Genomic DNA, 25,573 nt, shown 5'->3' with positions numbered 1-25,573 from the left:
TTAGGACCAACGAGAACAGCTTTACAGTGTCCCGTTCGTCTAGAGGCCTAGGACACCGCCCTTTCACGGCGGTAACACGAGTTCAAATCTCGTACGGGATACCATTTCTCTCTTTGGTTTGAGAATACAAAGCTAAGCATTTGTTTATACAGTGCTTAGCTTTGGTTTCTAAGAAACCAATTGCTCTTTAACAATTTGGAAAAGCTGATAAAAAATATCTCAAAAATACGAGTTAAATAACAAGTGTTTTTGGTATTCAAAAAAATAAGGTGATCGTACTCGAATGGCAGGACTTATACAGCCTGACCATTCAAGTTAGTTAAGCGACAACATTTAGGTGTTGTATGGTTAAGTGACTAAGCGTATACGGTGGATGCCTTGGCAGTCAGAGGCGATGAAGGACGTGTTAATCTGCGATAAGCCATGTTAAGTCGATAAAAGACGTTATAGACATGGATTTCCGAATGGGGAAACCCACTGCATTTTATGCAGTATCGCAACGTGAATACATAGCGTTGCGAGGCGAACCCGGGGAACTGAAACATCTAAGTACCCGGAGGAAAAGAAATCAACCGAGATTCTGGTAGTAGCGGCGAGCGAACCCGGATTAGCCCTTAAGCTTTTATGTGATTAGTGGAATGTTCTGGAAAGGACAGCGATACAGGGTGATAGCCCCGTACATGAAAATCTACTTTAAGTGAAATCGAGTAGGACGGCACACGTGATATGTTGTCTGAATATGGGGGGACCATCCTCCAAGGCTAAATACTCCTGACTGACCGATAGTGAACCAGTACCGTGAGGGAAAGGCGAAAAGAACCCCTGTGAGGGGAGTGAAATAGAACCTGAAACCGTATACGTACAAGCAGTGGGAGCCCCTTCGTGGGGTGACTGCGTACCTTTTGTATAATGGGTCAACGACTTAATTTCAGTAGCAAGGTTAAGCGAATAGCGGAGCCGTAGGGAAACCGAGTGTTAACTGCGCGCATAGTTGCTGGGATTAGACCCGAAACCCGGTGATCTAGCCATGGGCAGGTTGAAGATTGGGTAACACCAATTGGAGGACCGAACCGACTAATGTTGAAAAATTAGCGGATGACTTGTGGCTGGGGGTGAAAGGCCAATCAAACCGGGAGATAGCTGGTTCTCCTCGAAAGCTATTTAGGTAGCGCCTCGGACGAATACTAGTGGGGGTAGAGCACTGTTAAGGCTAGGGGGTCATCCCGACTTACCAACCCTTTGCAAACTCCGAATACCACTAAGTACTATCCGGGAGACACACGGCGGGTGCTAACGTCCGTCGTGGAAAGGGAAACAACCCAGACCGTCAGCTAAGGTCCCAAAGTCATAGCTAAGTGGGAAACGATGTGGGAAGGCTTAGACAGCCAGGATGTTGGCTTAGAAGCAGCCATCATTTAAAGAAAGCGTAATAGCTCACTGGTCGAGTCGGCCTGCGCGGAAGATGTAACGGGGCTAAGCTATGCACCGAAGCTACGGATGCTTGACTTGTTCAAGCATGGTAGAGGAGCGTTCTGTAAGCCGTTGAAGGTGAGTCGTAAGGCTTGCTGGAGGTATCAGAAGTGCGAATGTTGACATGAGTAACGATAAAGGGGGTGAAAAGCCCCCTCGCCGAAAGACCAAGGTTTCCTGTTCAATGTTAATCAGAGCAGGGTGAGTCGGCCCCTAAGGCGAGACTGAAAAGTGTAGTCGATGGGAAACAGGTTAATATTCCTGTACTTCGTATAATTGCGATGGGAGGACGGAGAAGGCTAGGCCAGCATGGTGATGGTTATCCATGTTTAAGGTTGTAGGCTGGACACTTAGGAAAATCCGGGTGTCTAAGGCTGAGAATTGATGACGAGTGTCTACGGACATGAAGTGGTTGATGCCCTGCTTCCAGGAAAAGTCTCTAAGCTTCAGATTATACGAAACCGTACCCCAAACCGACACAGGTGGTTGGGTAGAGAATACCAAGGCGCTTGAGAGAACTCGGGTGAAGGAACTAGGCAAAATGGTACCGTAACTTCGGGAGAAGGTACGCTCTTGATGGTGATGGGATTTACTCCCTAAGCTGCTGAGAGTCGCAGATACCAGTTGGCTGCAACTGTTTATTAAAAACACAGCACTGTGCTAAATCGAAAGATGACGTATACGGTGTGACGCCTGCCCGGTGCCGGAAGGTTAATTGATGTGGTTAGTCTTTGGACGAAGCTATTGATCGAAGCCCCGGTAAACGGCGGCCGTAACTATAACGGTCCTAAGGTAGCGAAATTCCTTGTCGGGTAAGTTCCGACCTGCACGAATGGCGTAATGATGGCCAAGCTGTCTCCACCCGAGACTCAGTGAAATTGAAATTGCCGTGAAGATGCGGTGTACCCGCGGCTAGACGGAAAGACCCCGTGAACCTTTACTACAGCTTGACACTGAACATTGACCCTACATGTGTAGGATAGGTGGGAGGCTTTGAAGCGTTGTCGCTAGATGATGTGGAGCCGACCTTGAAATACCACCCTTGTAGTGTTGATGTTCTAACGTTGGTCCCTTATCGGGATTGCGGACAGTGTCTGGTGGGTAGTTTGACTGGGGCGGTCTCCTCCCAAAGAGTAACGGAGGAGCACGAAGGTTGGCTAAGTACGGTCGGACATCGTACGGTTAGTGCAATGGCATAAGCCAGCTTAACTGCGAGACAGACACGTCGAGCAGGTACGAAAGTAGGTCATAGTGATCCGGTGGTTCTGTATGGAAGGGCCATCGCTCAACGGATAAAAGGTACTCCGGGGATAACAGGCTGATACCGCCCAAGAGTTCATATCGACGGCGGTGTTTGGCACCTCGATGTCGGCTCATCACATCCTGGGGCTGAAGTCGGTCCCAAGGGTATGGCTGTTCGCCATTTAAAGTGGTACGCGAGCTGGGTTTAGAACGTCGTGAGACAGTTCGGTCCCTATCTGCCGTGGGCGTTTGAGAATTGAAGGGAGCTGCTCCTAGTACGAGAGGACCGGAGTGGACGAACCGCTGGTGTTTGGGTTGTTATGCCAATAGCATTGCCCAGTAGCTACGTTCGGAACTGATAACCGCTGAAAGCATCTAAGCGGGAAGCAGGCCTTGAGATTAATTCTCACTGGGACTTTAAGTCCCCTGAAGGGCCGTTGGAGACTACAACGTTGATAGGCAAGGTGTGTAAGTGCTGTGAGGCATTGAGCTAACTTGTACTAATTACCCGTGAGGCTTAACCATACAACACCTAAGTGGTGTGTATGTTTGATGAAGATTATCTTATTTAGAAACCAAGAGTGCTTGTTAGACTCGTGGGATGTTTCAGCTTTTTCGAATGTTAAAGACAACAAGTTTTTGCCTGGTGGCAATAGCGTTGTGGACCCACCTGAACCCATGCCGAACTCAGAAGTGAAACGCAACTGCGCCGATGATAGTGTGGGGTTTCCCCATGTGAAAGTAGGTCACTGCCAGGCTCTTATTAGATGACCCCATTGTCGCAAGACAGTGGGGTTTTTTATTGGACAAAAAAAGTGGGCTACTTTCAAGTAGGGCGAAGGCCGCCAGGAAAAAGCGTGCTTTTTTAGGCCGAAGCGGAAGCAGCTATGCTGCGCCCCTGTTCCACCGCCAGGCTCTTATTACTAAGCCCGCTCAATGAGCGGGCTTTTTTATTGTCTGCGATTTATCGCTCGAGGCAATTTACTCTGTGTTTTTAAAAGAGCTTTATTCTACCCTTTCCCGCTCATCACTCTCTTGAACATACAAGGTAGACCAATGGTTTTTTTTGGCTTGCTTCTTAGCAAGGCTGGCGCGTTCACTTAACTCTTGGATACTGAGTTGAGTTGCGCTTGTCCAGCGGGTGACTCCTACAGCTAAACCGGTTAAGTGAAAAAAACGCTGCTGGCCATCGCGGTCTTTAGCGACAATTCCGCCAGCGTCTAAGTCTTTTTGGCGATAAAGCGGTTCTCGCCGAGAATCAAACTGATTGAGCAATTGCAGTACCGATGGTTGCCAGCCTTGTCGGGTAAAAATCACAATAAAGTCATCGCCACCGAGGTGCCCAATAAAATGTGCATGCCGGCATAGGTGTAATCTTAATAACTCAGCGACAAGTTTGATCATGCGATCGCCTCGTTCATAACCACAAATATCATTAAATGGTTTGAAGTTATTGAGGTCAAAGTAGGCAAGATCAAAGCTTTGATTAGCGGCGATTAAGTTATTTAGACTACGTTGTAAGGGGACATTACCGGGTAAAGCTGTCAGTGGGTTTGCATAGCGTGCAAGTTGTAGTTTGTAGTCTGATAACTTGCGCATCACATCTACGGCTAAACCTATACCGTAATAGTGATTATCTTGGGTCACAATGAAAGAGGCATCTAAACCGCTAACAGTATGCTGACTAAGTTTACGACCGATCTCGCTCAAATTAGTATTAACATCAACAATAAGAGGTTTGGTATCCATAAGATCGGCCACGGTCTTCCGCTGATTGAGTGAGTGTCCGTAAGGCCCTGAATACCTAGACAGTAGCTCTTCACGCTTAAGTAAACCTAAGACTTGTTGATGCTTATTTACCACCGGCAGTGAGTGAATAGACTTGTCTTCTAGCATTGTTTTTAGCAGTTCTTTTGAGGACAGTTCTGGCACAACAGTGCTAGCTATAGTTGCTAAGGAAAGTGCTGTATAGGGTTCGCTGTTAATCGGGGTGGCAGGTGCTGTTTCACGTTGCTTTGGCTTAGAGGTAGGGCGGGCAATATGAAAGCCTTGTAAGTAGGGGATATCTAAGTTTATTAACTGCTGGTATTGTTCGGCATTTTCAATGCACTCTACAATGACTTGGCTGCCAATTTGTTCGGCTAGGTTAACCATCGCTGTAATCGCTGTACCGACTTTGCCATTCTCAAGCAACTGTTCGCAAAAAAAACAATCGAGCTTTAGATATTCGGGGCTGAGTTGTAACCAAGTCTTTATGCCTGCGTAACCTGCGCCAAAATCGTCTAAAGCAAATGAAATCGTCAGTTTACGTAAATCTGATACGCATTCCAGAAGAGCTTCATCTACACAAATGGGAAGGTGCTCGGTGAGCTCAATGACTAACTGACCATTGGCTGGGATGAGTTGCTTAAAATAGAGAGCGCCTTTCTGCTGGTAAATATACAGTAAAGTATCGGGCGAAAAGTTTATGAATAAGTGACCCTGTATATTCTGCTTATCGAAGCGTTGGCTAGCGAGTTGAGCGCAGAGAAGTTCCAATTCATGTTGTTGACTCGATTGACGAGCAAACTCAAAGAGCGCTAAAGGCGAGTGAAAGTAGCTATTTGTTGGCCCGCGCGACAGGGCTTCATAACCTAAGGCTTGGTTGTTGTTATGATCCCAAATTGTTTGGAAAGCGGTATTAATGCTTTGTTGTCTAATTAGATCGTTAAACTCCAACTGTAACTGGGCTCGCATCCTGTCGCTTCCTATATTCATTGTTTAGCAGTAGTTATTTACAGAAATATGACCGATAGATGAATATTAATTTTTTCTTAAAATTTAGGTGTTTAGCTCTATTTTAGTTGAGTAGTTGCTTAATTTCCCGCATTTGAGCGGTGCTTAGAGCTCCATGTTCAATCGCTTCTGCGTTGCTAACAACTTGTTCGACTGTTCTAAATCCAGGTATGGGGAGAGTGTTACTTGAAGAACCCCATATCCATGCGAGCGCGCCTTGAATAAGCGTTCTTCCATTGCTTGTGAGAATAGATTGTATGCCCTCAAGTTTGCTTAAAAGCGCGGGAGAAGCTTTGCCATTGTTGAAGTACTTAAGCCATTCCGGATTGATGTTACGAATATCCTTAGGATCTAAGATAGCTTGCCTATGATATTTTCCAGATAAAAGACCCATAGCTAAGGGACCACGGTTAATTGCCGCCAATTTATGCTCAAAACAGAAGTGAGTAAGCCTCGTGTTTTGGTCTAGTACGTTGTTTTGGAACTGTATGGCGGCGCAGTGCTTACCTTGGCTAAACGCTTCAGCACGGTCTAGGTGATCAGTGCTCCAGCCATAGCGACGAATCTTCCCCGTTTCTACCAGTTTTTCTAGGCTAAGTAGCACCTCATCTACATGGTTTAAAGGCAAATCATTGAGGTGTAATTGATAGACATCGATGTAGTCAGTATTGAGCCGTTTTAAGCTGGCTTCACAGTGCTTGATAATGCTTGGTTGATCATGAAAACTGCCAGTGATTGACTTGCTTGCGCTGTCAAAGTCAACGCCGAATTTTGTGGCTAACACTATCTTTTCGCGCTTACCTTCTAAGGCTTGGCCTAATACCTGCTCGCTATGTCCTGCACCGTAAACGGCAGCGGTATCAAAAAAGTTTATTCCCGCATCAATACCTGCATGAATAGCTTTTATTGATACTTTGTCGTCTACTTCGCCCCAGCCGCAGGGTTTGTTGTCGAGATCATAAAACGGCCCGCCAATTGCCCAGCATCCTAAGCCCATTGGGCTGACTTGCCGTGGTCCTAACTGTCGCATTTCCATCGTCGCTTCCTTTTACTCAGTGAACTAATGTTATCGATTACCACGCACCCAAGGGCTAACGTGCTGTTGGTAAAAATTAGCTAAACGTGTGTGTAGCTCGTTACTTAGCGGTGCTTGCTGAGCGTATGTAACATTTTGATTAATCTGTTGTGGTTTACTGGCCCCAGTTATAACACTGGTAATTTGAGGTTGGTCGAGCAACCAGCGAATGGCGCACTCGGCCATAGAGCGGTTGTCTGGCAACAGAGCAGTAAGCTGTTCTAGCAAGCCGAGGGCTTTTTCAAGCGGTAGGCCTGCAAAGGTTTCACCTACATGAAAGGCAGCACCATTTTGGTTGTAATTACGGTGGTCACTGTCGGCAAAAGTTCGTTGTGCGGTAACCGCACCGCTTAACAAGCCGCTGGCATAAGGTAAACGCGCAATAACTCCGACATTCTTCTGTTCGGCTAGATTAAGCACTTCGCTTAGTGCATCTTGCCTAAAGATATTAATGATCAGTTGCAAGCTGGTAAGCTGAGGATCGTTCAAGCACAGCTTCGCTTCATCCATCGACTCGACACTGGCACCGTAATGTTGGATTAAGCCTTGTTGTTTAAAATCTTGTAGCCAAGTAAATACTTCACCATCTTGCATTACTGGGTAAGGAATACAGTGTAGTTGAATCAAGTCAATTGAATCGCCACCTAGCCGTTGTAAGCTTGATTCTATGCCCTGTTGTAATCCTTGCTTAGTATATTTGTCTGGAAATAAACTGGCATCGCGGCCTACCTTGGTCGCAATGCAAATATCGTTATGCTGTTGGTAGAACTTCCCAAGTACTTGCTCACTTAAGCCAGCACCATATACATCGGCGGTATCGTAAAAGCGCACACCACTTTGGTAGGCTTGGTCTAGAATCGCCAACGAGTCTGCCTCGCTAATCGGGCCAAAATCGCCGCCTAACTGCCAACACCCTAATCCTATCTCGGTGAGCGCTAAGTCGCTTTTGCCTAATAGTCTGTTTTGCATAGTGGTATTCCATTTGAATAAAGAGCATTGGAATAGTGTACGTATTTTATTTAGTTTGATAATTCACTATTATTGAAATTAATTGTTCAGAAAATTGGATTAATATGTTTAGCGGCGTACTCGATTTTGTCACGGTAGTGGAAGAGGGAAGCTTTACCGCTGCGGCTGAAAAATTAGTCAGCTCTAAGGCTAGTATTAGTCAGCGAGTGAGTGATTTAGAAACACGCTTAGGTGTACAGCTCTTATATCGCTCTACCCGTAAACTACGTTTAACCGAAGCGGGTGAACGCTACTATCAAAGCTGTCGGCAAGGTTTAGAGTTGTTAGAGGATGGCGCGTTAGCTGCTCAGCAGTTACAGCATCACTTGCAAGGTAAAGTTGTGATTAATTCTTTAGGGGGAATATTTGCCGAGCAGTGGTTGGCGCCTGCTTTAATGGCGTTTCGCCAAGAACACCCGAACATGGATATAGAGCTGGACTTGTCTTCACAACGGGAAGATTTGCTGTCTTCCCCTTTTGATATCGTGTTTAGAATGGGGGTGCTGCCGGATTCCAATTTACAGGTGCGAATACTAAGCCAGCTGAATACCTATGTGGTGGCCAGTCCAAGCTATTTTGAGCGTTATGGCAAGCCCAAGCATCCAGATGAACTCAAGCAGCATCAGTGCGTGTGTGGTACGGTTTCTCAGTGGCCCTTTGTGCAAGGGGAACAAAAGCTAGTGACTACGGTGAGCGGGCCTTTTTCATGCCCTAATGGTCACGTGCTTAAACAAGCGGCTTTACAAGGTTTAGGCCTTATTCGTACTCACGAGATGTATTTGCGTGAGGCCTTAGCTGAGGGGAGTTTAGAAGCGGTGCTGCAGGATTGGCAAGAGCTTAGCCAGCCATTGTGGATGGTGTTTCCTCCTGCTCGCTTTCGTTCCAAACGAGTGAGTATGCTCGCCGACTGGTTAGTGGCTTACGCAGTTGCTCACCCTATTTAGCGAGCGTTAGCGGTCGAGAAAACTCCCTGCTAGCTAAGCTTAATTACCCTGGTTGTTCTTGGTTTCTTGGTTCAATATGTCTAAGTTATTGAGTTGGCATTTCCCCTCAGGTAAAAACGTTACTAGCCACTCGGTGTCTGCCCAGTTTGTGGTGCCGTCGCCATCCGAATCTGTACCTAGCTCGCAGCGATCAAGCTCAATGCCGTTGCGTGTTAAGCTCAGCATGATTGATTGCTGCGAAGGCGATAACAGAAGTTTTGCGGATAGTTTGCGTAATGGTACATTGTCGGCCTCAAGTGAGCCATCAACTAAGATGTTGTAGCTTTCCATCTGCTCCATATCTCGCGCATTAACGACGTACACCGGTACTTTTTCTGTTGTGTAGTCTTTTTCTGGAGCGTTTTCTGCAGAAAATTGGTAAAGGTTTTTGCTGGTATCGCCAAAGGCAAACACTAGTTTTTTTGCAGCGTCTGAAGCAACGATAGTGTCGGAGGCTAGCACCATTTGGCTATTGCTATCGATTAAGCTCATATCTACCGTATAGCTACTATTTGGATTAGCTATAACATTGATGGGGGACAGCGACGACCCGCCAAATAAGGGGCCATCGTAAATGGTTTTGTTCACCACGCCTTCTACTGCGCTATCGTATTGGGCTTTTATTTCTATCGAAGACAGATCTGAATCACTTTTTACGAAGTCGTAGCTGGATATTTGAAATGAGTCTAATTGAACGACTTGTGAACGTGAATCACTGCCTCCTCCACAGCTACTTAACATGGCAATTAACGCAGAAGAAACACAGAGTTTAGAAAACTGCATTATCTAACCCCCTCTGTAAAATTAATGTGAAATCAATCTGCGCCTCATAAATGGCTAACGCAAATACAGTTTTATAATACAATTATGATTTATGTAACTTGATTGAAATATTAAACTTTTACAGGGAGGCGATAGCCATTAGTGATGGGCTGAAAACTATTTAGTTGCCAGATAGGTTTACAGCTGCAGCCGTCACAGATTAAGATCGTCAATACTTTGATATTGCAAGACTCAATGATTCTACAGGAAACTAGATGACAGACTCACCCAGCACCGCTCAGTTAAGCGACGAGCACTATCAGCAGCATACTAAACAGTGGGTCAAAAGTTTTGTGGTTGAGTACAACATTTGCCCTTTTGCTAAGCGTGAATTAGAGCGGGGAAGTATCCGGTATGCAGTTAATGGCAGTGATGATGTTGAAAACCTGCTGCAGCAATTGATTGCAGAATGCCAACTGCTTGATGAGCAAGCAGACATTGAAACCACCATGTTTATTGTACCAGCGCTGCAAGACTTTCATGACTATTTGGATATGCTCAACTGGGCAGAACAGCTCGTTAGCAAGCAGGGTTATGATGGGGTATATCAACTAGCAAGTTTTCATCCTGATTATTGCTTTGCAGGTGAACCAGCAAATGAGCCCAGTAACTATACTAACCGCTCGCCGTATGCCACTTTGCACCTAATTCGTGAGAAAACTATCAGTAGGTTAACTAAACTTCATCCAGACCCTGAAGGGATTCCTGATCGAAATATTCAAGTCACCGAGGATTTGGGGAGTGCAGCGCTTAAACAGCTGTTAGCGAGCTGTAAAAACTGATTTAGAATAAAAACTCTTGTATATCTTTTTGATATTGCTGGGTAAATTATCTATTCTGTGCCGAATAATTTTACAGGAGGTGATATGTCCTTAACTATAACGGCGGCCGAAAAAGCAATTTTGGCGGATTTAACCATTCCACCGCGCCCTCAAGTGTTATTAACTATCACTCAAGAGACCAAAAAAGCTGAGCCAGATGTATCGGTAATTGCCGAAGCCATTGCCAGTGATGTAGGGATCTCTGGTGCAGTATTACAAATTGTTAACTCTGCGGCTTTTCGTCGCCTAAACGAGATTAAATCGATTCACCAAGCGGTGATGACCTTAGGGATTAATCGTGTGTTTCCTATTGTTAAGGCTGTGGCCTTAAAGGGAGCGATGCCGGCATCTAAGGTGTTGGATGCATTTTGGTTAGAGGCCAATCTGTTAGCCAGTTGCGCAGCTGCTACAGCAGAAGAACTGGGGTTTGAATCAGCCAAAGATAACGCCTACATGTTAGGGTTGTTCCATCAAGCGGGCGTGCCCGCATTGCTTCAGTCTTTTCCTGAATACGAAAGAATGCTAGCGGAAGCTAATGAGATGGGGTGGGGGAAACTGGCGGAACAAGAGCGAATTAGATATGGGACTACCCATGCCACTGTTGCTGCTCTAATTGCCCAGCAATGGAGCTTACCTAAGGTAATGATAGAGGCGATTTATTATCAGCATGATAGTGATGGTTTATTTGGTTCTCAAGAGCTGACTAAATCGTCTTTATTGATGTTAGCAATTCTAAAAATTGCCCGTATTGTGGCTTACCGTAAGTTAGGTGTGAACAGTGAAGAAGAAGCCTGGCAAGAGAGTTATGACGGTTTATTAGCTTTTTTGAATATGGAAGATCAGCAGTTAGAAGATGTGTTGAATGCAGTGGTTGATACCCAAGCTTAAGCGCTAAAAGCTAAAAGCTAAACAAAAAGGCTAGCCTAGCGGCTGGCCTTTTTTAGTTTGTGTTGCCTAGAACTTGTAGGCTACATCTACTCCCCAGTTTCTGCCGGGTTGGGTGTAACGGTCTAAACCTTGATAGTCAGAGTCTTTGCCATCTAAATCGGTGTAACTCCAGTACTTTTGGTCGAGAGCGTTAAACAAACCCGCGCGCAGCACTAAGTCATTTACTGGCTGATAATAAGCCGTTAAATCAAGTAACGCGTAACCAGGTGCGTGGGCATTATCTTCTGCCGCCCAATCACCGTCTTTTTTGGCGGCTACCATGGTAAGGTTTAAGGTGCTTCCCCAAAGATCGTCACTGTGATCGTAACCTAATCCCCATACCGCAGTGAGCGGTGCGACTGAATCAAGCGAGCTGCCGTCTTCTTTGTTTTTACCTTGTGCGTAAGCCACGCTTAAGCGGCTATAGGTGCCTTTAGGCGCGCCAAAGGCATCGTCTAACCAGTAGTGACCTTTAAACTCCACTCCGTAAATCTCAGCTTCGCCAATATTTTCGTTGATGGTGATACCAGCCGGGTAGCTTGGATCGCTGTAATCGGTTACCGATTGAATAAAGTTAGTGTAGTCGTTAAAGAAACCCACCAGTTCCATACTAGACGCATCGGTATTTGCCCGTAAACCTAACTCGTAACTTTGGCTCTCTTCTGGCTTAAGGTTGGGGTTAGATAACGTGGCGTAACCATGACCGCTGTTATCAAATGCGTAATAAAGCTCTTGTAGGGTAGGGGCTCTAAAACCTTCACTGTATTGCGCAAAGGTACTGAACTGCTGGTTCCAATGGTAAACCGCGCCTAAACGTTTTGTAAGTGCATCACTGTTATGTTGCTCAAAGCCGCTGCTTGCATCTGGAGTAGCTTGGTAGTCGTCATAACGCAGACCTGCGGTTACTACTAAGCGCTCATCTAGTAAGTACATATGATCTTGAATAAATATGCCGCGCTTTTCGGAATCTGCTGCTGGCACCTCTGGGGCTCCTGGATCAACCGTTCCGGTATCAAAGTAGTGGGTGCGGTAATCTAGCTCAAAGTCACTATTAATGGCACTTAAACCATAGCTTAGCTCATGGCTACCGTGAGCAAATTCGAGTAATTTATTAAATTGTGCATCAAACTGCAGACTGCTGTCTTCGCCATTACGCTCGCGGTTGCGGCTGCCGTAAAAACCGGTGGTGTCGTAGTTATTGTGCTCAGACTTGCTTTGTTGATGACTTAGCTGCCAAAACACGTCATCAAAGGCGAGATTATTGGCTGTCCAGGTATGATTTAATCCTACGCGGCTGCGGCTATCTTCGTCTTCACTGTTAGCATTGGTATAGGTAAAGCCAGGTGCAATGGTGTAGCCTTCATTGCTCAGTATTTGCCCTTTAGATTGGCGCTGGAACAACTCGGCAACTACACCAAATGTATGCGCTTCATTTAGCTGGTAATTGGCTTTTAATAGCAAGTTATGCGAGTCAAAGTCATAAGGATCGGCTTGACCACGATCTCGGCCATTGATGTCCGCACCAGAAGAGTGGGCTTGGGTTTCGCTGCCATCACGATACGTATAAATAGCTAAGCCTTCCCAGTTTTGGTAACGCTTGGCCAGTTCTAGGGTTGTTTTGTAAGCTTCGTTCGAGCTGTTATAGCCAGCCTTTATCGCTACGTGATTAGCATCGCCTTCGTCTAACACATCTTCAGGATTTTTAGTGCGTAGTAGTACCGCACCACCTAAGGCGTCACTACCATACAAACTAGAGGCCGGGCCTTTGTTAATTTCTACAGCACTTAAGGTATCAATCTCATAGGAGTTTGGTCCCTTGTTCATTACGTCGCCGCCTGGGTTGTAGGCTGTTGGTTGCTCAATACCGTCAACCATCAGTTTGATACGGCTACCATCAAGGCCCCGAATGTTAAACCCGCTAGTGCCGTATCTACCTTGGCCTGTTGTGGTAACGCCTGGCTCATAACGTACTACGTCGTTTAAATCGTTAGCCATTTGCTTCTCTAGTTGCTCTGAGCTAACAGAACTTACGCTAGATGAAACATCTTTAAGGTTTTGCTCAGTACGGGTTGCCGACACTACCACTTCATCAAACATGGTGCTGTTGGAATTAGCCATGGCTACTGGGCTTAAGCTGAGTATTATTGCGTTGGCAATGAGTGTGCGATTGAGTGTTTTCATAAAAACCAGGCTTTGTCCTTATCCTGTAAAGTGTAATTAAAGCGCACTATACATAATACGAATGAGAATTAAAATCATTTGCATTTAATTATAGTTTTATGAATAGGAACTTTGGCTATTTACATAAAACCACAGTGTAATAGTGGTTTAGCGGCCGATTGGGCAATAAATGGTTTTATTAAATGCGTTTAAAGGTGATGGGTTAACTCGTCAATCGCATTGATAGCAATTGTGCTACTTTAAATCTGAGTAGTATTGAGTCGCAAGTGACGTTAAGGAGTGTTTATTTGTTGCTTGGCGGCGCATTGTGGCGTTCAAACCCAAATAAGGAAGTAAAGTGGTGAACAATAAAAATAGTCTAAGCATACTAATGATTGGCTTAGTGGTTTTACTGCTGAGTGGCTGTAAATCAGTTGGAGTGGGCTCTGGCTTTGAAGAGCGCTTAGTGAGTGTGATAGAAATGCCAACTCGTAGCCTAAGTTTTACTGATGCAGTTGTGTGGTTAGACAATGCTCAACAAGGAAAGCGCGGGGTACGTTTTTTACAAGGTGAGTATGCGCTGGAAGCGGAAGACGATGATTACTGGTATTTCCATGCCCCGTCAGTGATTGAAATGGGCGTATTAGAAGGCGGCAATGTAGTGGCGGGGAAACGCATGGCGGGAGGGCTAATGTTAGCTAAAAGTCCGCAAGCTACGGTTGCTGCGGGCGCCTATCTGGACAGTGAGGCCGAGCGTAAAATTATGGTGTTGAAAATAGGCCGAGATTTTTTAGATTTAAAAGGTAATAAGTGGCTGCTAAGTAATTCTACTGAGTAAATAGCGGGACCGCTAATATCAGCATTCAACGGAGCAATATACCTTCGAGATTGCTCCGCTAATGTAGACTCAGCTTATAACAGTGGCACAGACAATAAGGTATCGTGAGCGGTGATAAACAGTGTTTTTTCATCCGCTGAAAGGGTGCAATTGGCGGTTAACCTACCGGTACGAATTTTTGCTAGTACCTCTCCTTTAGGGCTAAACAACCACACGCCACCAGGGCCAGACGCAAATATATTACCACTTGAATGCACAACCATACCATCCGGTAGGCCTTGCTCTCCTTCTACACCAATCAGCGCTTTAGCGTTATAGAACATACGCTTATTTTCAATGCTTCCATCAGCGTTAAGATCGTAGGCTAACCAGCGAGGGTGGGCATCATCAGACACCGCAACATATAAGGTCGTTTCGTCTAAGGACAATGCAATACCGTTTGGAAAATTCACGCTCTCATCCAATAGGCTTACTTCACCATCGCTGCTTAAGCGGTAAATACCTTGGTAATCAATCTCCTTACGTTGATCATCCATACCGGCATTTAAGCCGTAAGGTGGATCGGTAAAATACAAACTACCGTCACTATGGTAGACCGCGTCATTAGGGCTATTTAGGCGCTTTTCTTGATAGTGACTGGCCAAAGTAATAAATTTGCTTTTTGGTGATGTAAGAGGAGCATCCATTATCGCTACTCGGCGATCTCCCTGCTGCAGGAGGACGAGTTGGCCTTCATCATTAAGCAATAAACCATTAGCGCCCTGACCATAATCACCCTCATATAAACCGCTCGCACCAGACTGCGCCAAATAAACAGAAGTCCCCTGATTCGGCTGGTATTTTATTACCGTGTTGTTGGGGATATCTGAAAACAGTAAATAGTTTTGTTCGGCAATCCAAACAGGGCCTTCTGTCCAGCGATACCCTTTTCCTCGAATACTAATTTTGGCATCTTCAGCGAGGTAACTAAGCGCTTGTTGGTTGATGATCTCTATCGAGCCGGTTGTTTCTAATGCATCTTCTAGTTGAGTATTTTGCTGAGTTGTAGCGCAAGCGCTGACGGTGAGAGTAGCGGCGAGAATAAACGCAGTTCGCATGTTTAGTCCTTTAATCACAGTGAATATAGTTATTTTTCTACAGGTTATCCAATTAATTAAATTGGTTATCCATTTTGTCGCCGTGAGTTAAATATATCAAGCTGTAATGTTATTTTACTTTTATTAATGAGGCGATAATTGACTTTATTTGGTTGAACAATTTTTAACGAGATAGCGTTAAACGTGCTGAAGATGGGAGTAGGCTTGGTTAAGCGGATGCTCTAAGCGAGCTAAGTAGTTGCTTAGAGCAGTGTCAGTTATCGTTAAGTTAAGCTTTTCTGTTTCGCTTTACTCGACTGAACATTAACAATACCAATCCTAAGCTGACTAGCCACCATGTTTTTGGTTCTGGCACAGTAGCTGGCGATAACGAACGTCCAGTGATGGTTTGCAGCTGCAAGCTTGCGCTGTGATTGTCGGTTTCGAAATTACGGCCAAAAAATTGAATAGACGTAATTTTGTCGGCTTCGCTTTCTGCAAATAGGTTCACATAGCCGTATGGTTCGCGTTTGTTTCCGCTTACGCTGGTTGGGCTACCGTAATGTTCGGGTTCTAATACTGCCGCATCTAAAATTTGGTTAGTAACAAAGCTTAAGCTTTCAGATTGAGTAGTAATGCTGAGTTGATTCCCGCTATCTCCTGCGCTCCACCAAAATCCAAAGTATCCCATGGCTTGGTTAAAATCTAAGTTCACTGAACTTTTATTAGGAATAAATAAGTACTTACCTTCACCATAAGCGCCACCATAAACACCGAAATTCACCACTTTTGCAGTACCTTTATCGACGGAGTAATCGCCAAAATCGGTTTGATAACCGTTGTTCAGGCCACTTTTAGCTAAGCTGTCAAAGGTTTCAGTTTTTAAGGTCCCGCCCACCTGCGAGCTCTGAATCCCTGGTGCTTCAATCGTATAAATAATACCTGCGTGGCTGGAGAAGCTAAGCACTGCGGCAATAACAACAAAACCGATAGTTAACTGGTTTAGTTTGCGACTTTTTGCTGATTTCATGGTGTACCTCGGTAACTTACTAGTGGCCTAAACAGGCCTTGTTGAGTAAGTCATATCCAATTTCGTGCCATGTTTTTTATCTCTAAATTATTCAGTGTGTTAGAAGGTATACATGAGCTTTCTAAGCGGAGGCATCAGCAGTACTTGCACTTTGCAAAAGGGCGTTATTAAAGGGGCGTTTTTAAAAGAGGGAGCTGGGAGGTAGAATGAACAGCGTCGATTGTTAAGCCAAGTTCGAAAAAGTTATGAATGCGACACTTAACCGGTAAGTATCGCGATGAATTTATTGAACCGCTTTAAGTGACAAGGTGAGTGAGAAGGTCGCTACAATGTCGTCACCACTAATGCTTGGGCATGTGGCATCGATAGTAACAGCTTGGTTTACACGTTCGCCACTGGCCATAGTTTTCTCAAGCATTTGATCAATCAGTAAACCGTCGGTGCAGGTAAAAATCACATCGGCTTCAGGGCGTTTTAAAAATTTCCCCTCTACTGCTTTAAAAGCCAAAGACACCTTTTTGCCATGTTGTTCAGCTTTTGCAATGGCTAAAAAGCCACCGGCTACATCCGCTCCCACAGCTAAGGTGCCAAAGTACATGCTGTTTAAGTGATTTTTAGTACGGCGTTTAAGTGGGATTTTTACCACTACTTTTTGTTCGTCCATGGCCAAAATCTTGGGGCGGCAGTACCAAATTAACGGAACCTTAAACATGCCAAACAAGCTGAGCATTAGGTTGGCCTTGCGAATACTGGGAAGCATAACTATTCCTTAGTTAAGAGGTCTTACCAGTAGAGCTTGTTGTTAACAAAAAGTCAACATTTGGTGCTTTTTAGTTTAAAAATCAGACCAACCTGCACCAACTATAAAGTGAACGGTAGTGTCTTCTGGGCCGCGAGCGACATCAATACCCGTGCGTAAGTTAAAACGCCTTGCCATTAAGTAACGAAAGCCAATGCCTTTGGCATAGCGGTTGGGGGTATCTCCTAAGTGTTGCTCTGCATTAAATGCTTGGCCTAGACCGCCAAATACTACCCCTGACCAGCGCGCATCAAAGTCGTAGCGCAGTTCTCCCTGTAAGGTTGCCATGCGCTCTCCTTGATAGCGCATGGCTGGAATACCGCGCATATCAATAAAGGGCAGGGCATAATATGGTGTATCACCATGGGCACTCGATGCCGAAAGCCTCGCTGAACCTTGAAATTTGCCACCTAAATAGCTAAAGCCTGAAAACTCGCCAGAGGCAATCGCGTAGTCTTTATCTCCGCCAAAGTACTCGGCATGCTTGGCGTAACTTACGTTGCCATATAAACCTTGGTTGGGGCTAAAAGAGTTGTCGCGTGTATCGTAGTTAAGCAATAGGGCTAAGCCGCCATCTTTCATGCTTAACTGTGGTTTTAAGTAATCAGGTAATTCACCGATAGAGAATTCACTATCACTGTCTAAATACGAGTATTTTGCGCCTGCAAACCAAGGGCTATCACCTAAACGAAAACGGATTTGTTGAAGTAAATAAGTGCCTTTAAGGTTCACTCTAATCGGTATATCGCCAATAATCCCATCACTCGGTAAGCGAAAGCTGTCGATATTGGCATCTACCCCAGCGATAGCGCCAATGTAACGAATAGTGTCTTGTTTCCATATACCCATGTGAAAAGCGCCAGCGCCGCGTGTACCGTTCTCTGTGGCTAAGCCAAGTAAACCTGAAACGCTGGGAGTTAGTTTGAGGGGGGCATTGGGATCTTCATCTTCAACGAGATTGTTTTGGCGCTCTTCATTCTCATGGAAAAATGCCAAAACCAGGCCGCCACCGTAACCCACCGCGGGGTCGGTAATAATGATAGGCACCGGTAAAAAGCCCACAGCATTGTCCATTAGCCATTGGCTGGCATCCATTCTTCCGTCGGTGGGATCAACAAACTGCTCGAAAAAATCGGCGTGAGCGTTGCCCATTGAGAACAACAAGGGTATTGAGCTAAGTATTGCGGGTAGGCGCATATTTCATTCCTTGAAATAGTGAGCGTTTCACTGAAAACAGTTAGGTAGAGTGTAGCGAGATGAAAGCTAAAGCGATAGCGTAAATTAACGCCAGAGTTTGCAGGCCTGAAACGAAAAAAGCCTGCATAAATGCAGGCTTTTTAAAGGTGGTGCCCGGAGGCGGAATCGAACCACCGACACGAGGATTTTCAATCCTCTGCTCTACCGACTGAGCTATCCGGGCGACGGGCGCTATTAAACGAATTTTACCGGTTTAAGTCAACCGAAAATGGTAAAAAAAATGAAATAATTGGGCATCGGCTAAATGCCGTACAACAACTGCTAAAAGATTAAACAAAAAGGCGGCCTAGGCCGCCTTTGTTTAGTTTGGATACGTAGGTGATGGGTAATCACTGCTCTCTTAGCGGACATTGGGTAAATGCCTTTTAGAGTGGGCTTAACATGCTGAGTGAGCGTGTTAGTCACAAGCAAACGGGTAAGCTTGTTGTTGTTCCCTTGTATTTTTCACTGTGATTAGTGTAATTAAATATAGGGGGCGAGTGTTTGCTAAGATTGTTGGTATATAAGCTTATTGAGCAACAACTGTTGTTTATTTTCCGATAATGAGGTGAAATAAACCTCAAGTTTAATGGACGTTAATGATGAGGTGATAAATGCGCTTAGATCGCACCGACAAAAAGATTTTGGACCTGATGCAAAAAAACGGTCGGATTAGTAATCTTGAGTTGGCGGAGCAAATAGGTTTATCGCCTTCGCCTTGTTCAAGGCGAGTAAAAGCCCTTGAAGATGCTGGGCTTATAGCCAAGCACGTTACTCTGCTCAATGAAAAGAAACTTAATTTAAACCTTACCGCCTATATTCATATCTCTATGGATAGGCATACACCAGAGCGCTTCGAAAACTTTCAAAAGATCATCAGCGCTTACGAAGAAGTGATGGAGTGTGTATTGGTTACCGGTACCGATGCAGATTATCAGCTAAAAGTTGTGGTACCGGATATGGATCATTACCAAGCCTTTTTACTGGGTAAACTGACTCGTATAGACGGAGTAACAGGTGTGCGTTCAAGCTTTGTATTACAGCAAGTCTTAAACAATACCGCATTGCCTTTATCGCACATAAAATAAAAGCGCCAGAAGCGCTTTTATATTTTTACTTGTTTAGCTTAGCCTTGTTGGCGTTTTAGAAAGGCTTGGCGGCAGCCATCATAGTTGGCGATGAGAATATCGCTTTCAGCTTTTTCATAAGGCAGTAAGCTGCCTATTACCATGCGTTTTTGACCGGTGCCAATGGTTTCGCCCGCTTCACTAATCACAAACTTAAGTATGGCAACACCGCGTTTACCATTAGGGATAAACTCACCGCCAGCAAATTCAAGCTGAGGGGAACAAGTGGGTAAGCGTTCAAAATGTAAACTCATGTTCTCGTATATGACTAAAGGGCGTTTACGGTTGAGCATTAGGCCTTGTTCTTCCAGTAGAGGCACCAGAATATGCGGGAAATTTTGGCCAGAAAAGCGCACGTAATCTTTAATTAAGTCACCAATAATGGCTTGGTCTTTTAAGTTGTCACCGCTGCGGGTGAGCTGTAGGTATTCTTTGTCGTTCTGGTCGACGAGCTGACAAGCATCTTGTTGTTGCTTGATGCTTAGTGGGACACCATCTGTCACCATCCCTGCAAAGGTAAACTGCATATCTTGGTTAAGACCTAGTTCACTTAGCATAACTGAAAACAATAAGTCGCCCGGCACACAAAAGCGTGACGAGTCTGCATCGTGAATGGCGTTGAAGTCGTTCGCGACTCCTTTGGCGAAGTCACAGGCTTGTTGTCGACTAAAAACAAACTGTTGATCTTCACGGCTAAAATATTGGCTTAAATTCATATTCGATTCACTTGCTTAACTCGGCGACCGGCGATTTTAGCAAAATTTACTCATAGGGTGGTCATATCAGTATAAAAGTTTTTTTTTATTTTTTTCATCGCTGAATATTCTGCACCAACTTTTAGCACTTTTAGTAAGCAGTTCTTTTCATTCATTTAATTAAATTTATCCACAAGGAGATAAAATTATAAATTGAGTCTTTTGTCAAAAAAAGGCTTTTCAAGACCCTCTTTCTGCCCTACCTTTACACAGTAACCACATTAAAAGGGTGGTGTTCGGGGGGGCGTTTTTACCTCGATGATAATTTCAAACTATCAGGGAAGAGAGCGAGCAAGGTATGGCAAAGAAGTCACGCTATTGGGGAACGCTAGTATTGGGTGCAGTTATTGTATTGGTCAGTGGGGCTACTACCTGGGTGGCGCTATTTGATAAAAATGCGCCCGCTTTCCAATTAAGTTTCGTGTTTCATCGCCCTGATGGCAGCACTACGCTTAATGTTGATTGCGAGAACCTCCGTTATTCGCTACGCCAAACCTTTAACGACCAAATTGCTACCAGTGAATCAGTACAGCAGCTTTCTATGTTGGTCTGTTCAGACATTTATGCGCTATTAACTCAAGTTCCCAAGCAAATTGCTTCGCCTAATTGGGGTGAGCAGGGCAACGAAAAGCTGATTCAATGGACTCAAGGGCAAGATGTGTGGATGTGGCGCTGGCAAGGTAAGTATGAGCCTGCTTTACGCCCAGTATTCAACGAGCTAGATGGTTTAATACAGCGAATGCCTGATTCAGCTTTTGCGGGAGGTACTAGCCTTAGCCCTCAGTTCCGCTAGCTTTAACTAAGGATAAGGTATTGTCTTTCAAGCCATTTAAATACGGTAATAAAGCACAGGCCAGCTTGGCAGAATCGTGGCGCACTATGTCACTGTCTTCATCAATTAAATCTGCGTAAATCACTTGGTACTTTTGCTGAAGAGTACTCAAATCTTCAACGTCTACTACTTGGGCGCGCTCTAAATTGTAGCTAGCGATCATCTCATCGCTGGGAATGTGATTGTTTACTACGATAGCGTCAAGTGAGCGGCCAAGGTAATGCTCTAAGTCAGAGATAAAGTGCTCTAAATTATAGCCATCGGTTTCGCCAAACTTAGTCATGATATTACTCACGTACACCAGCTTTGCTTTGCTGTTTACAATGGCTTGTTTTACTCCGGGTACTAATAAATTAGGGATAATGCTGGTAAATAGGTCGCCAGGGCCTAATACAATTGCTTCAACCGTATTGATGCGCTCAATAACCGGAGGATATACGCGTACTTGTTCTGCGTGATGGGGCACTAAAAATACATTGGCGATTTTTTCGCGCTGGTCACCGCGGGGTAAATCGATAGCGCTTTCACCAAAAATACGCTCGCCGCTCGTTAGCTCTGCGACCAATGTGGATTTATCAATGGTAACGGGCAGAATCTCGCCTTCAACATCTAGCATTTGGGCTAAACCTTGAATGCCTTCAGAAAACGAACCACTGTATTGAGACAACATGGTTAACAACATATTGCCAGCACTGTGGCCTGATAAGCGTTTACCTTTGGTAAAGCGTTTTAAAAGGAGTTTACGGGCGAGCTCTCGGTAAGGAGAAAGTGCTAATACGCACTTAAGAATATCGCCTGGAGGAAGTATGCCTAGCTCATCGCGTAAGCGCCCTGTGCTGCCACCGCTATCGGTCATTGATACTATGGCGCTAATCGCTAGGTGATCGGCATCTCTCAGTGCCGACAGCAGTACAAAGTGGCCACTGCCGCCGCCAATAGTGGCAATGGACAAAGGGCGATGTGGAAAATTAGGTGTCACTATCTACTCCGAGATCTTGGTCGCAATCCAATTTGCTACTAGGTAGCCTAATTGAGTTTAGTACACTAAACAAAGGCGTTTAACTTGGCAATGATATTTCTGTCATAGTCTTGCAATCAAAGCGTCACTTTTTGGTCAACTATCCCTCTTAGATTAACCTTAACAAGGATAGTTTGGCGAATCGTATGGCTACTAAACAGATCTATCAAAGCTTATGGCTTTCAGATATTCACCTTGGTTGTAAAGACTGCAAAGCCGAAATGCTGCTGCAACTGTTACAACAAACTAAAGCGAAACGTATCTTCTTAGTGGGAGATATTGTGGATGTTTGGGCGCTTAAGCGCAGAGTTTATTGGCCCGAATCTCACAATCAAGTGTTGCAGCACTTAATGAATTTAGCCAAAAGCGCGTGTGAAGTGGTGTATATCCCCGGTAATCATGATCAATTATTTAAGGCATACGACGGTATGGATCTCGCCGACGTGACAGTGAGCAAGCAGTATTTGTACACCAGCATTACGGGTAAGCAGATATTGATGGTGCACGGTGACCAATTTGATGAAGAAGTATGCTTCGGTCGCTTTTACGCTAAGTTAGGCGATAACCTCTACGATTTCTTATTGTTCCTTAATCGCTCTTCGAGCAAAATTCGTCACGCCATGGGGTATCCCTACTGGTCGTTAGCCGGTTACATCAAAAGCAAAATTGCTAAAGCCACTGAAGCTATCGCTCGTTACCGCGATGCCGTGGTGAATGAGGCCGTTAAGCAAGGCGTAGATGTGGTAATTTGCGGCCATATACATCACCCTGAGTTAAGCCTTCAAAAGGGTGTGGTATACGCCAACGACGGCGATTGGATAGAAAACTGTACCCTGTTATGTGAAACCATGGATGGTCAGTTACAGTTACGCCGTTGGGACGACCGATTAAAAACCACTGTGGAGTTGGTGGCTGTTGCCTTAGCTGAGCCGCAAGCACAAGCCTTAAGTGCTGAAAAAGTGGCTTAATTGATTATTTAATTGGCAGTTGAGCGCTTTGTGCAATTTTTTTTGCTTTGAGCGTTGACAAGCACCATGAAAATCCGTTTAATAGCGCTCGCTCGATACAGCGTATCAGCAGTACCAACAGTGTGCCGATTTAGCTCAGTTGGTAGAGCAACTGACTTGTAATCAGTAGGTCGCCAGTTCGACTCCGGCAATCGGCACCATCCATTTAAAGCCTCGTCTTATGACGAGGCTTTTTCGTTTCTGGCGTTTTAGTTTTGATCTTCACTTAGTCATTTGGCATTTGTTAAGCGGTGGTTTATGCTCGCAAGACTTGATGATGGTTAATAGGAAGCCCGATGCTAAAGGCGCTTAAAGAATTGCTGCAAGCCACAATTGATGGCTCTGCAGACGAAAATGCCCCCAATGTAGAGTTAGCTGCTACCATTTTGTTGGTGCAACTAAGCCAAAGTGATAATCAACAAAGCAATAGTGAATCTGCGGTGATTATGCGCAAGATAAAGCGCTTGTTTGAGTTAACAGACAAAGAAGCAGAGAACTTGTTTATTCAAGCGCAGACCCAAGCTACTCAAGCCATTTCGGTATTCGACTTTACCCGCCACGTTAAAGAGCTCGATTACCAACAGCGCTATTTGTTTACCGAAGCACTGTGGAAAGTCGCATACGCCGATGGGGTGATTGACCCTCAAGAAGAAGCGCTCATCCGCCAAGTGTCAGATTTAATCTACTTAAGCCACAGTGACTATCTCAAAGCTAAAATGTCGGCTCAGCCCTCTTAATTTAGCGCTGGTGGCTGGCTACAGTTTGGTGTAGTTGGCTGGCCATATCCTGTAATTGGTTGGCTATGTCAGTGAGCTGTTCGGTATTGTCCAGCAGCGCAGAGCTGCTTTTTGAGTTGTGCTGACTAAAATCAGATACCTGCGAACTCACATTAATAATTTCTGCCACTGTTACCGCTTGCTGCTGCATCACTTGAGCCATTTGACCTACGCCTTCTGAAATATCTTTTACCAGGGTAATAATGTTATGCAGAATTTGGCCGCTTTGTTCCACTACTTGGTGACCTTGTTGCACATCAGCGGAACAGGTTTCTAATAAACTGCGGATTTGCTGAGTTGACTGGCTACTGCGCTGGCTTAGCTCTCTTACTTGGTCGGCTACCACCGAAAACCCACGCCCTTGCTCGCCAGCTCGGGCTGCTTCTATCGCAGCGTTTAACGCCAATAGGTTGGTTTGATTGGCAATGTCGCTAATAATGTCGGTCACGCTGTTTATTTGTTGATTACTACTGAGGATTTTTTGCATTGAATGCTCGGTTTGGCTAATCGCTTGAGCGCTTTCCTCAGCGTTCCCTGATGCTTGCTGAGAAAGCCCTAATAACTGCTCGGTAGCTTGGTTAGCTTGCGCTAATACTTTTTCCATTTGAGACAGGTTTTGGTTTATCTGGCTAATAGATTGATGTTGATCAGCTGAACTTTGGGCAATTTGAGCGGCTTTATTGTTCATTTCCTGCACTGTGCTCGACATATCCGTAGCCGAACTTACTAACTGGGTCGAGCTATCGCTGGCGTGTTCCACCACTTGTTGTAATTGGTGCTTAGAATGTTCAGAGGCTTGGGCGATATTCTGGTTGGTCAGCTGTGCTTGTTTGGCTTGTTGATAGGCCTGATCGCGCAAGCGTAATGCATAGTTTTGGCCTATCCACAGTAATAACAGCGGTAATAGAAAGCCTGAGAATAACTCAATGGTCATCGCCTTTTCAGGCAATTGCATCTGCGGAAAGCTCGCCCCGTTAAAATGAGCAAGCAACATCGCCAAACCTAAACAGAATAATATGGCTGTCCATACATTGCCCCATAAGCGGTTTGTGGCAAGGTAGCTCAGTAGAGAGAGGGTGGGTAGCCAATACAAGTGGGGAGAGTCAAGCAAGCCACCCGATTGATAGATGATATTCATGGCATGCAATACCATCCCACTTAAGGCCAAATTGCCTACCAGCAAATAGTGCCAGCCTGCGCGCAATAAACCACTTGCCACAAGGGCGATAACAATCAACGCCAAAGAGCTAAATATCAGCGCTTGGTGCTCATATTTCTGCCATTTAAAGGCGCTGTAAATACCGACCAATAAACCAAAAAATAAGTAAAACAACAGAGTCTTAATCGCTTGCTGTTGATCCTCGGCAATAGCGCTGCGCGGTTTAAAGATATGTCCGTATATCTCAACTGGGTTTAGCATAATTGGGCTCTTAGTGTAGTGAGTGAGGTAAAACAGGTCTGTCCACTTAGCGATACTGAAAGTGCATTAACAAAAACGCAACATGCATAGAGGTGAAATGTGCGTGAGTTAAAAAATATACAGCTAACCTGCTGTTTGAATTTTTTTGACTGAATTTTCAGCATTTTCACTGATTTTGAACAGAAAGTGTTGCTTCTTTGTCCACTTAAACAAAAGCACGAGATAAGCCCTTTACCTTTAAACTGGCTTATGTATAATTCGTTTCCGTTGCAGGGGCGTAGTTCCAATGGCAGAACGTCGGATTCCAAATCCGAATGTTGGGAGTTCGAATCTCTCCGCCCCTGCCAAATTTTAAAGGCCAGCTTATTAGCTGGCC

The 25,573-nt window shown here is 44.9% G+C and carries 20 protein-coding genes, 4 tRNA genes and 2 rRNA genes; 13 read left to right on the top strand and 13 right to left on the bottom strand.

What is annotated here, in order from left to right; genetic code table 11:
- The first annotated feature begins 28 nt into the window (after window positions 1-28).
- The 3 genes from ACLD71_RS00265 to rrf all read left to right on the top strand — a co-directional run bounded on the left by ACLD71_RS00265 (window position 29) and on the right by rrf (window position 3,470).
- Window positions 29-104, top strand: a tRNA-Glu gene (locus ACLD71_RS00265).
- A 242-nt stretch (window positions 105-346) separates the two neighbouring features.
- A 23S ribosomal RNA gene (locus ACLD71_RS00260) occupies window positions 347-3,237 on the top strand.
- Between the two features lie 117 nt (window positions 3,238-3,354).
- Window positions 3,355-3,470, top strand: a 5S ribosomal RNA gene (gene rrf / locus ACLD71_RS00255).
- Window positions 3,471-3,717: 247 nt separating this feature from the next.
- Here rrf and ACLD71_RS00250 read toward each other — a convergent pair.
- The 3 genes from ACLD71_RS00250 to ACLD71_RS00240 all read right to left on the bottom strand — a co-directional run bounded on the left by ACLD71_RS00250 (window position 3,718) and on the right by ACLD71_RS00240 (window position 7,531).
- Window positions 3,718-5,448 carry a GGDEF domain-containing protein gene (locus tag ACLD71_RS00250; RefSeq protein WP_411992306.1) on the bottom strand — a complete coding sequence of 577 codons (1,731 nt, stop codon included), beginning with the start codon at window positions 5,446-5,448 and terminating at the stop codon, window positions 3,718-3,720.
- Between the two features lie 103 nt (window positions 5,449-5,551).
- Window positions 5,552-6,523: an aldo/keto reductase gene (locus ACLD71_RS00245; RefSeq protein WP_411992304.1), complete on the bottom strand. Its 972-nt coding sequence runs from the start codon at window positions 6,521-6,523 to the stop codon at window positions 5,552-5,554.
- Between the two features lie 30 nt (window positions 6,524-6,553).
- Window positions 6,554-7,531, bottom strand: a complete 978-nt coding sequence (locus tag ACLD71_RS00240; protein ID WP_411992302.1) for an aldo/keto reductase — start codon at window positions 7,529-7,531, stop codon at window positions 6,554-6,556.
- Between the two features lie 104 nt (window positions 7,532-7,635).
- Here ACLD71_RS00240 and ACLD71_RS00235 point away from each other — a divergent pair, with 104 nt between their 5' ends.
- Window positions 7,636-8,514, top strand: coding sequence for a LysR family transcriptional regulator (locus ACLD71_RS00235; RefSeq protein ID WP_137671919.1), 879 nt, complete (start codon window positions 7,636-7,638; stop codon window positions 8,512-8,514).
- 39 nt (window positions 8,515-8,553) lie between these two features.
- Here the strand turns inward: ACLD71_RS00235 and ACLD71_RS00230 are convergent, their stop codons facing one another.
- Window positions 8,554-9,336 (bottom strand): hypothetical protein, encoded by a 783-nt coding sequence (locus tag ACLD71_RS00230; RefSeq protein ID WP_411992300.1) that lies wholly within the window; start codon window positions 9,334-9,336, stop codon window positions 8,554-8,556.
- 254 nt (window positions 9,337-9,590) lie between these two features.
- On the opposite strand from ACLD71_RS00230, the gene ACLD71_RS00225 reads away from it, so the two are divergent.
- Window positions 9,591-10,157, top strand: coding sequence for a DUF1415 domain-containing protein (locus tag ACLD71_RS00225; protein WP_137671917.1), 567 nt, complete (start codon window positions 9,591-9,593; stop codon window positions 10,155-10,157).
- Between the two features lie 84 nt (window positions 10,158-10,241).
- Window positions 10,242-11,084 carry an HDOD domain-containing protein gene (locus tag ACLD71_RS00220; RefSeq protein WP_411992298.1) on the top strand — a complete coding sequence of 281 codons (843 nt, stop codon included), beginning with the start codon at window positions 10,242-10,244 and terminating at the stop codon, window positions 11,082-11,084.
- Window positions 11,085-11,150: 66 nt separating this feature from the next.
- Here the strand turns inward: ACLD71_RS00220 and ACLD71_RS00215 are convergent, their stop codons facing one another.
- Window positions 11,151-13,304 carry a TonB-dependent hemoglobin/transferrin/lactoferrin family receptor gene (locus tag ACLD71_RS00215; RefSeq protein ID WP_411992296.1) on the bottom strand — a complete coding sequence of 718 codons (2,154 nt, stop codon included), beginning with the start codon at window positions 13,302-13,304 and terminating at the stop codon, window positions 11,151-11,153.
- 340 nt (window positions 13,305-13,644) lie between these two features.
- On the opposite strand from ACLD71_RS00215, the gene ACLD71_RS00210 reads away from it, so the two are divergent.
- Window positions 13,645-14,121 (top strand): hypothetical protein, encoded by a 477-nt coding sequence (locus ACLD71_RS00210; RefSeq protein ID WP_137671914.1) that lies wholly within the window; start codon window positions 13,645-13,647, stop codon window positions 14,119-14,121.
- A gap of 74 nt (window positions 14,122-14,195) precedes the next feature.
- Here ACLD71_RS00210 and ACLD71_RS00205 read toward each other — a convergent pair whose 3' ends face one another.
- The 5 genes from ACLD71_RS00205 to ACLD71_RS00185 all read right to left on the bottom strand — a co-directional run bounded on the left by ACLD71_RS00205 (window position 14,196) and on the right by ACLD71_RS00185 (window position 18,446).
- Entirely contained in the window at window positions 14,196-15,218 is a 1,023-nt protein-coding gene (locus ACLD71_RS00205; protein WP_411992294.1) for an SMP-30/gluconolactonase/LRE family protein, read from the bottom strand.
- Between the two features lie 268 nt (window positions 15,219-15,486).
- Entirely contained in the window at window positions 15,487-16,227 is a 741-nt protein-coding gene (locus tag ACLD71_RS00200; RefSeq protein WP_137671912.1) for a PEP-CTERM sorting domain-containing protein, read from the bottom strand.
- A 283-nt stretch (window positions 16,228-16,510) separates the two neighbouring features.
- On the bottom strand, window positions 16,511-16,987 hold the full coding sequence (locus tag ACLD71_RS00195; protein WP_137671911.1) for a PaaI family thioesterase: 477 nt from the start codon (window positions 16,985-16,987) through the stop codon (window positions 16,511-16,513).
- A 75-nt stretch (window positions 16,988-17,062) separates the two neighbouring features.
- On the bottom strand, window positions 17,063-18,223 hold the full coding sequence (locus ACLD71_RS00190; RefSeq protein ID WP_411992292.1) for a glyceraldehyde-3-phosphate dehydrogenase: 1,161 nt from the start codon (window positions 18,221-18,223) through the stop codon (window positions 17,063-17,065).
- A gap of 147 nt (window positions 18,224-18,370) precedes the next feature.
- Window positions 18,371-18,446 (bottom strand) — tRNA-Phe (locus tag ACLD71_RS00185).
- A gap of 430 nt (window positions 18,447-18,876) precedes the next feature.
- Here ACLD71_RS00185 and ACLD71_RS00180 point away from each other — a divergent pair.
- Window positions 18,877-19,350: an Lrp/AsnC family transcriptional regulator gene (locus tag ACLD71_RS00180; RefSeq protein ID WP_303510280.1), complete on the top strand. Its 474-nt coding sequence runs from the start codon at window positions 18,877-18,879 to the stop codon at window positions 19,348-19,350.
- Window positions 19,351-19,388: 38 nt separating this feature from the next.
- Here ACLD71_RS00180 and ACLD71_RS00175 read toward each other — a convergent pair whose 3' ends face one another.
- A complete protein-coding gene (locus tag ACLD71_RS00175) occupies window positions 19,389-20,105 on the bottom strand; it encodes a DUF3581 family protein (RefSeq protein ID WP_411992291.1) in 717 nt (238 codons plus the stop codon).
- 337 nt (window positions 20,106-20,442) lie between these two features.
- Between ACLD71_RS00175 and ACLD71_RS00170 the strand changes: the two genes are divergently transcribed.
- Entirely contained in the window at window positions 20,443-20,937 is a 495-nt protein-coding gene (locus ACLD71_RS00170; protein ID WP_137671907.1) for a hypothetical protein, read from the top strand.
- Here the strand turns inward: ACLD71_RS00170 and ACLD71_RS00165 are convergent.
- Entirely contained in the window at window positions 20,918-21,955 is a 1,038-nt protein-coding gene (locus ACLD71_RS00165; protein ID WP_161985075.1) for a gluconeogenesis factor YvcK family protein, read from the bottom strand. The two genes, ACLD71_RS00170 and ACLD71_RS00165, sit on opposite strands and share 20 nt — an antisense overlap.
- A gap of 185 nt (window positions 21,956-22,140) precedes the next feature.
- Here ACLD71_RS00165 and ACLD71_RS00160 point away from each other — a divergent pair, with 185 nt between their 5' ends.
- The 3 genes from ACLD71_RS00160 (at window position 22,141) to ACLD71_RS00150 (ending at window position 23,738) form a co-directional block, all read left to right on the top strand.
- A complete protein-coding gene (locus ACLD71_RS00160; RefSeq protein WP_137671905.1) occupies window positions 22,141-22,962 on the top strand; it encodes a UDP-2,3-diacylglucosamine diphosphatase in 822 nt (273 codons plus the stop codon).
- Between the two features lie 124 nt (window positions 22,963-23,086).
- Window positions 23,087-23,162 (top strand) — tRNA-Thr (locus ACLD71_RS00155).
- 135 nt (window positions 23,163-23,297) lie between these two features.
- Entirely contained in the window at window positions 23,298-23,738 is a 441-nt protein-coding gene (locus ACLD71_RS00150; RefSeq protein ID WP_303510287.1) for a TerB family tellurite resistance protein, read from the top strand.
- A gap of 1 nt (window position 23,739) precedes the next feature.
- On the opposite strand, the gene ACLD71_RS00145 is transcribed toward ACLD71_RS00150, so the two are convergent.
- The gene (locus ACLD71_RS00145) at window positions 23,740-25,197 is read right to left on the bottom strand and encodes a methyl-accepting chemotaxis protein (RefSeq protein ID WP_411992288.1); all 1,458 of its coding nucleotides are present in this window, start codon (window positions 25,195-25,197) and stop codon (window positions 23,740-23,742) included.
- Window positions 25,198-25,468: 271 nt separating this feature from the next.
- Here ACLD71_RS00145 and ACLD71_RS00140 point away from each other — a divergent pair.
- Window positions 25,469-25,544: transfer RNA gene (locus ACLD71_RS00140), tRNA-Trp, on the top strand.
- Window positions 25,545-25,573: the final 29 nt, after the last annotated feature.

The sequence above is a fragment of the Agarivorans sp. DSG3-1 genome (assembly GCF_046774965.1).
Lineage (GTDB): Bacteria > Pseudomonadota > Gammaproteobacteria > Enterobacterales > Celerinatantimonadaceae > Agarivorans.
Note: the sequence above shows the minus strand (reverse complement) of the source record. Positions and strands in the feature narration are given on the sequence as shown.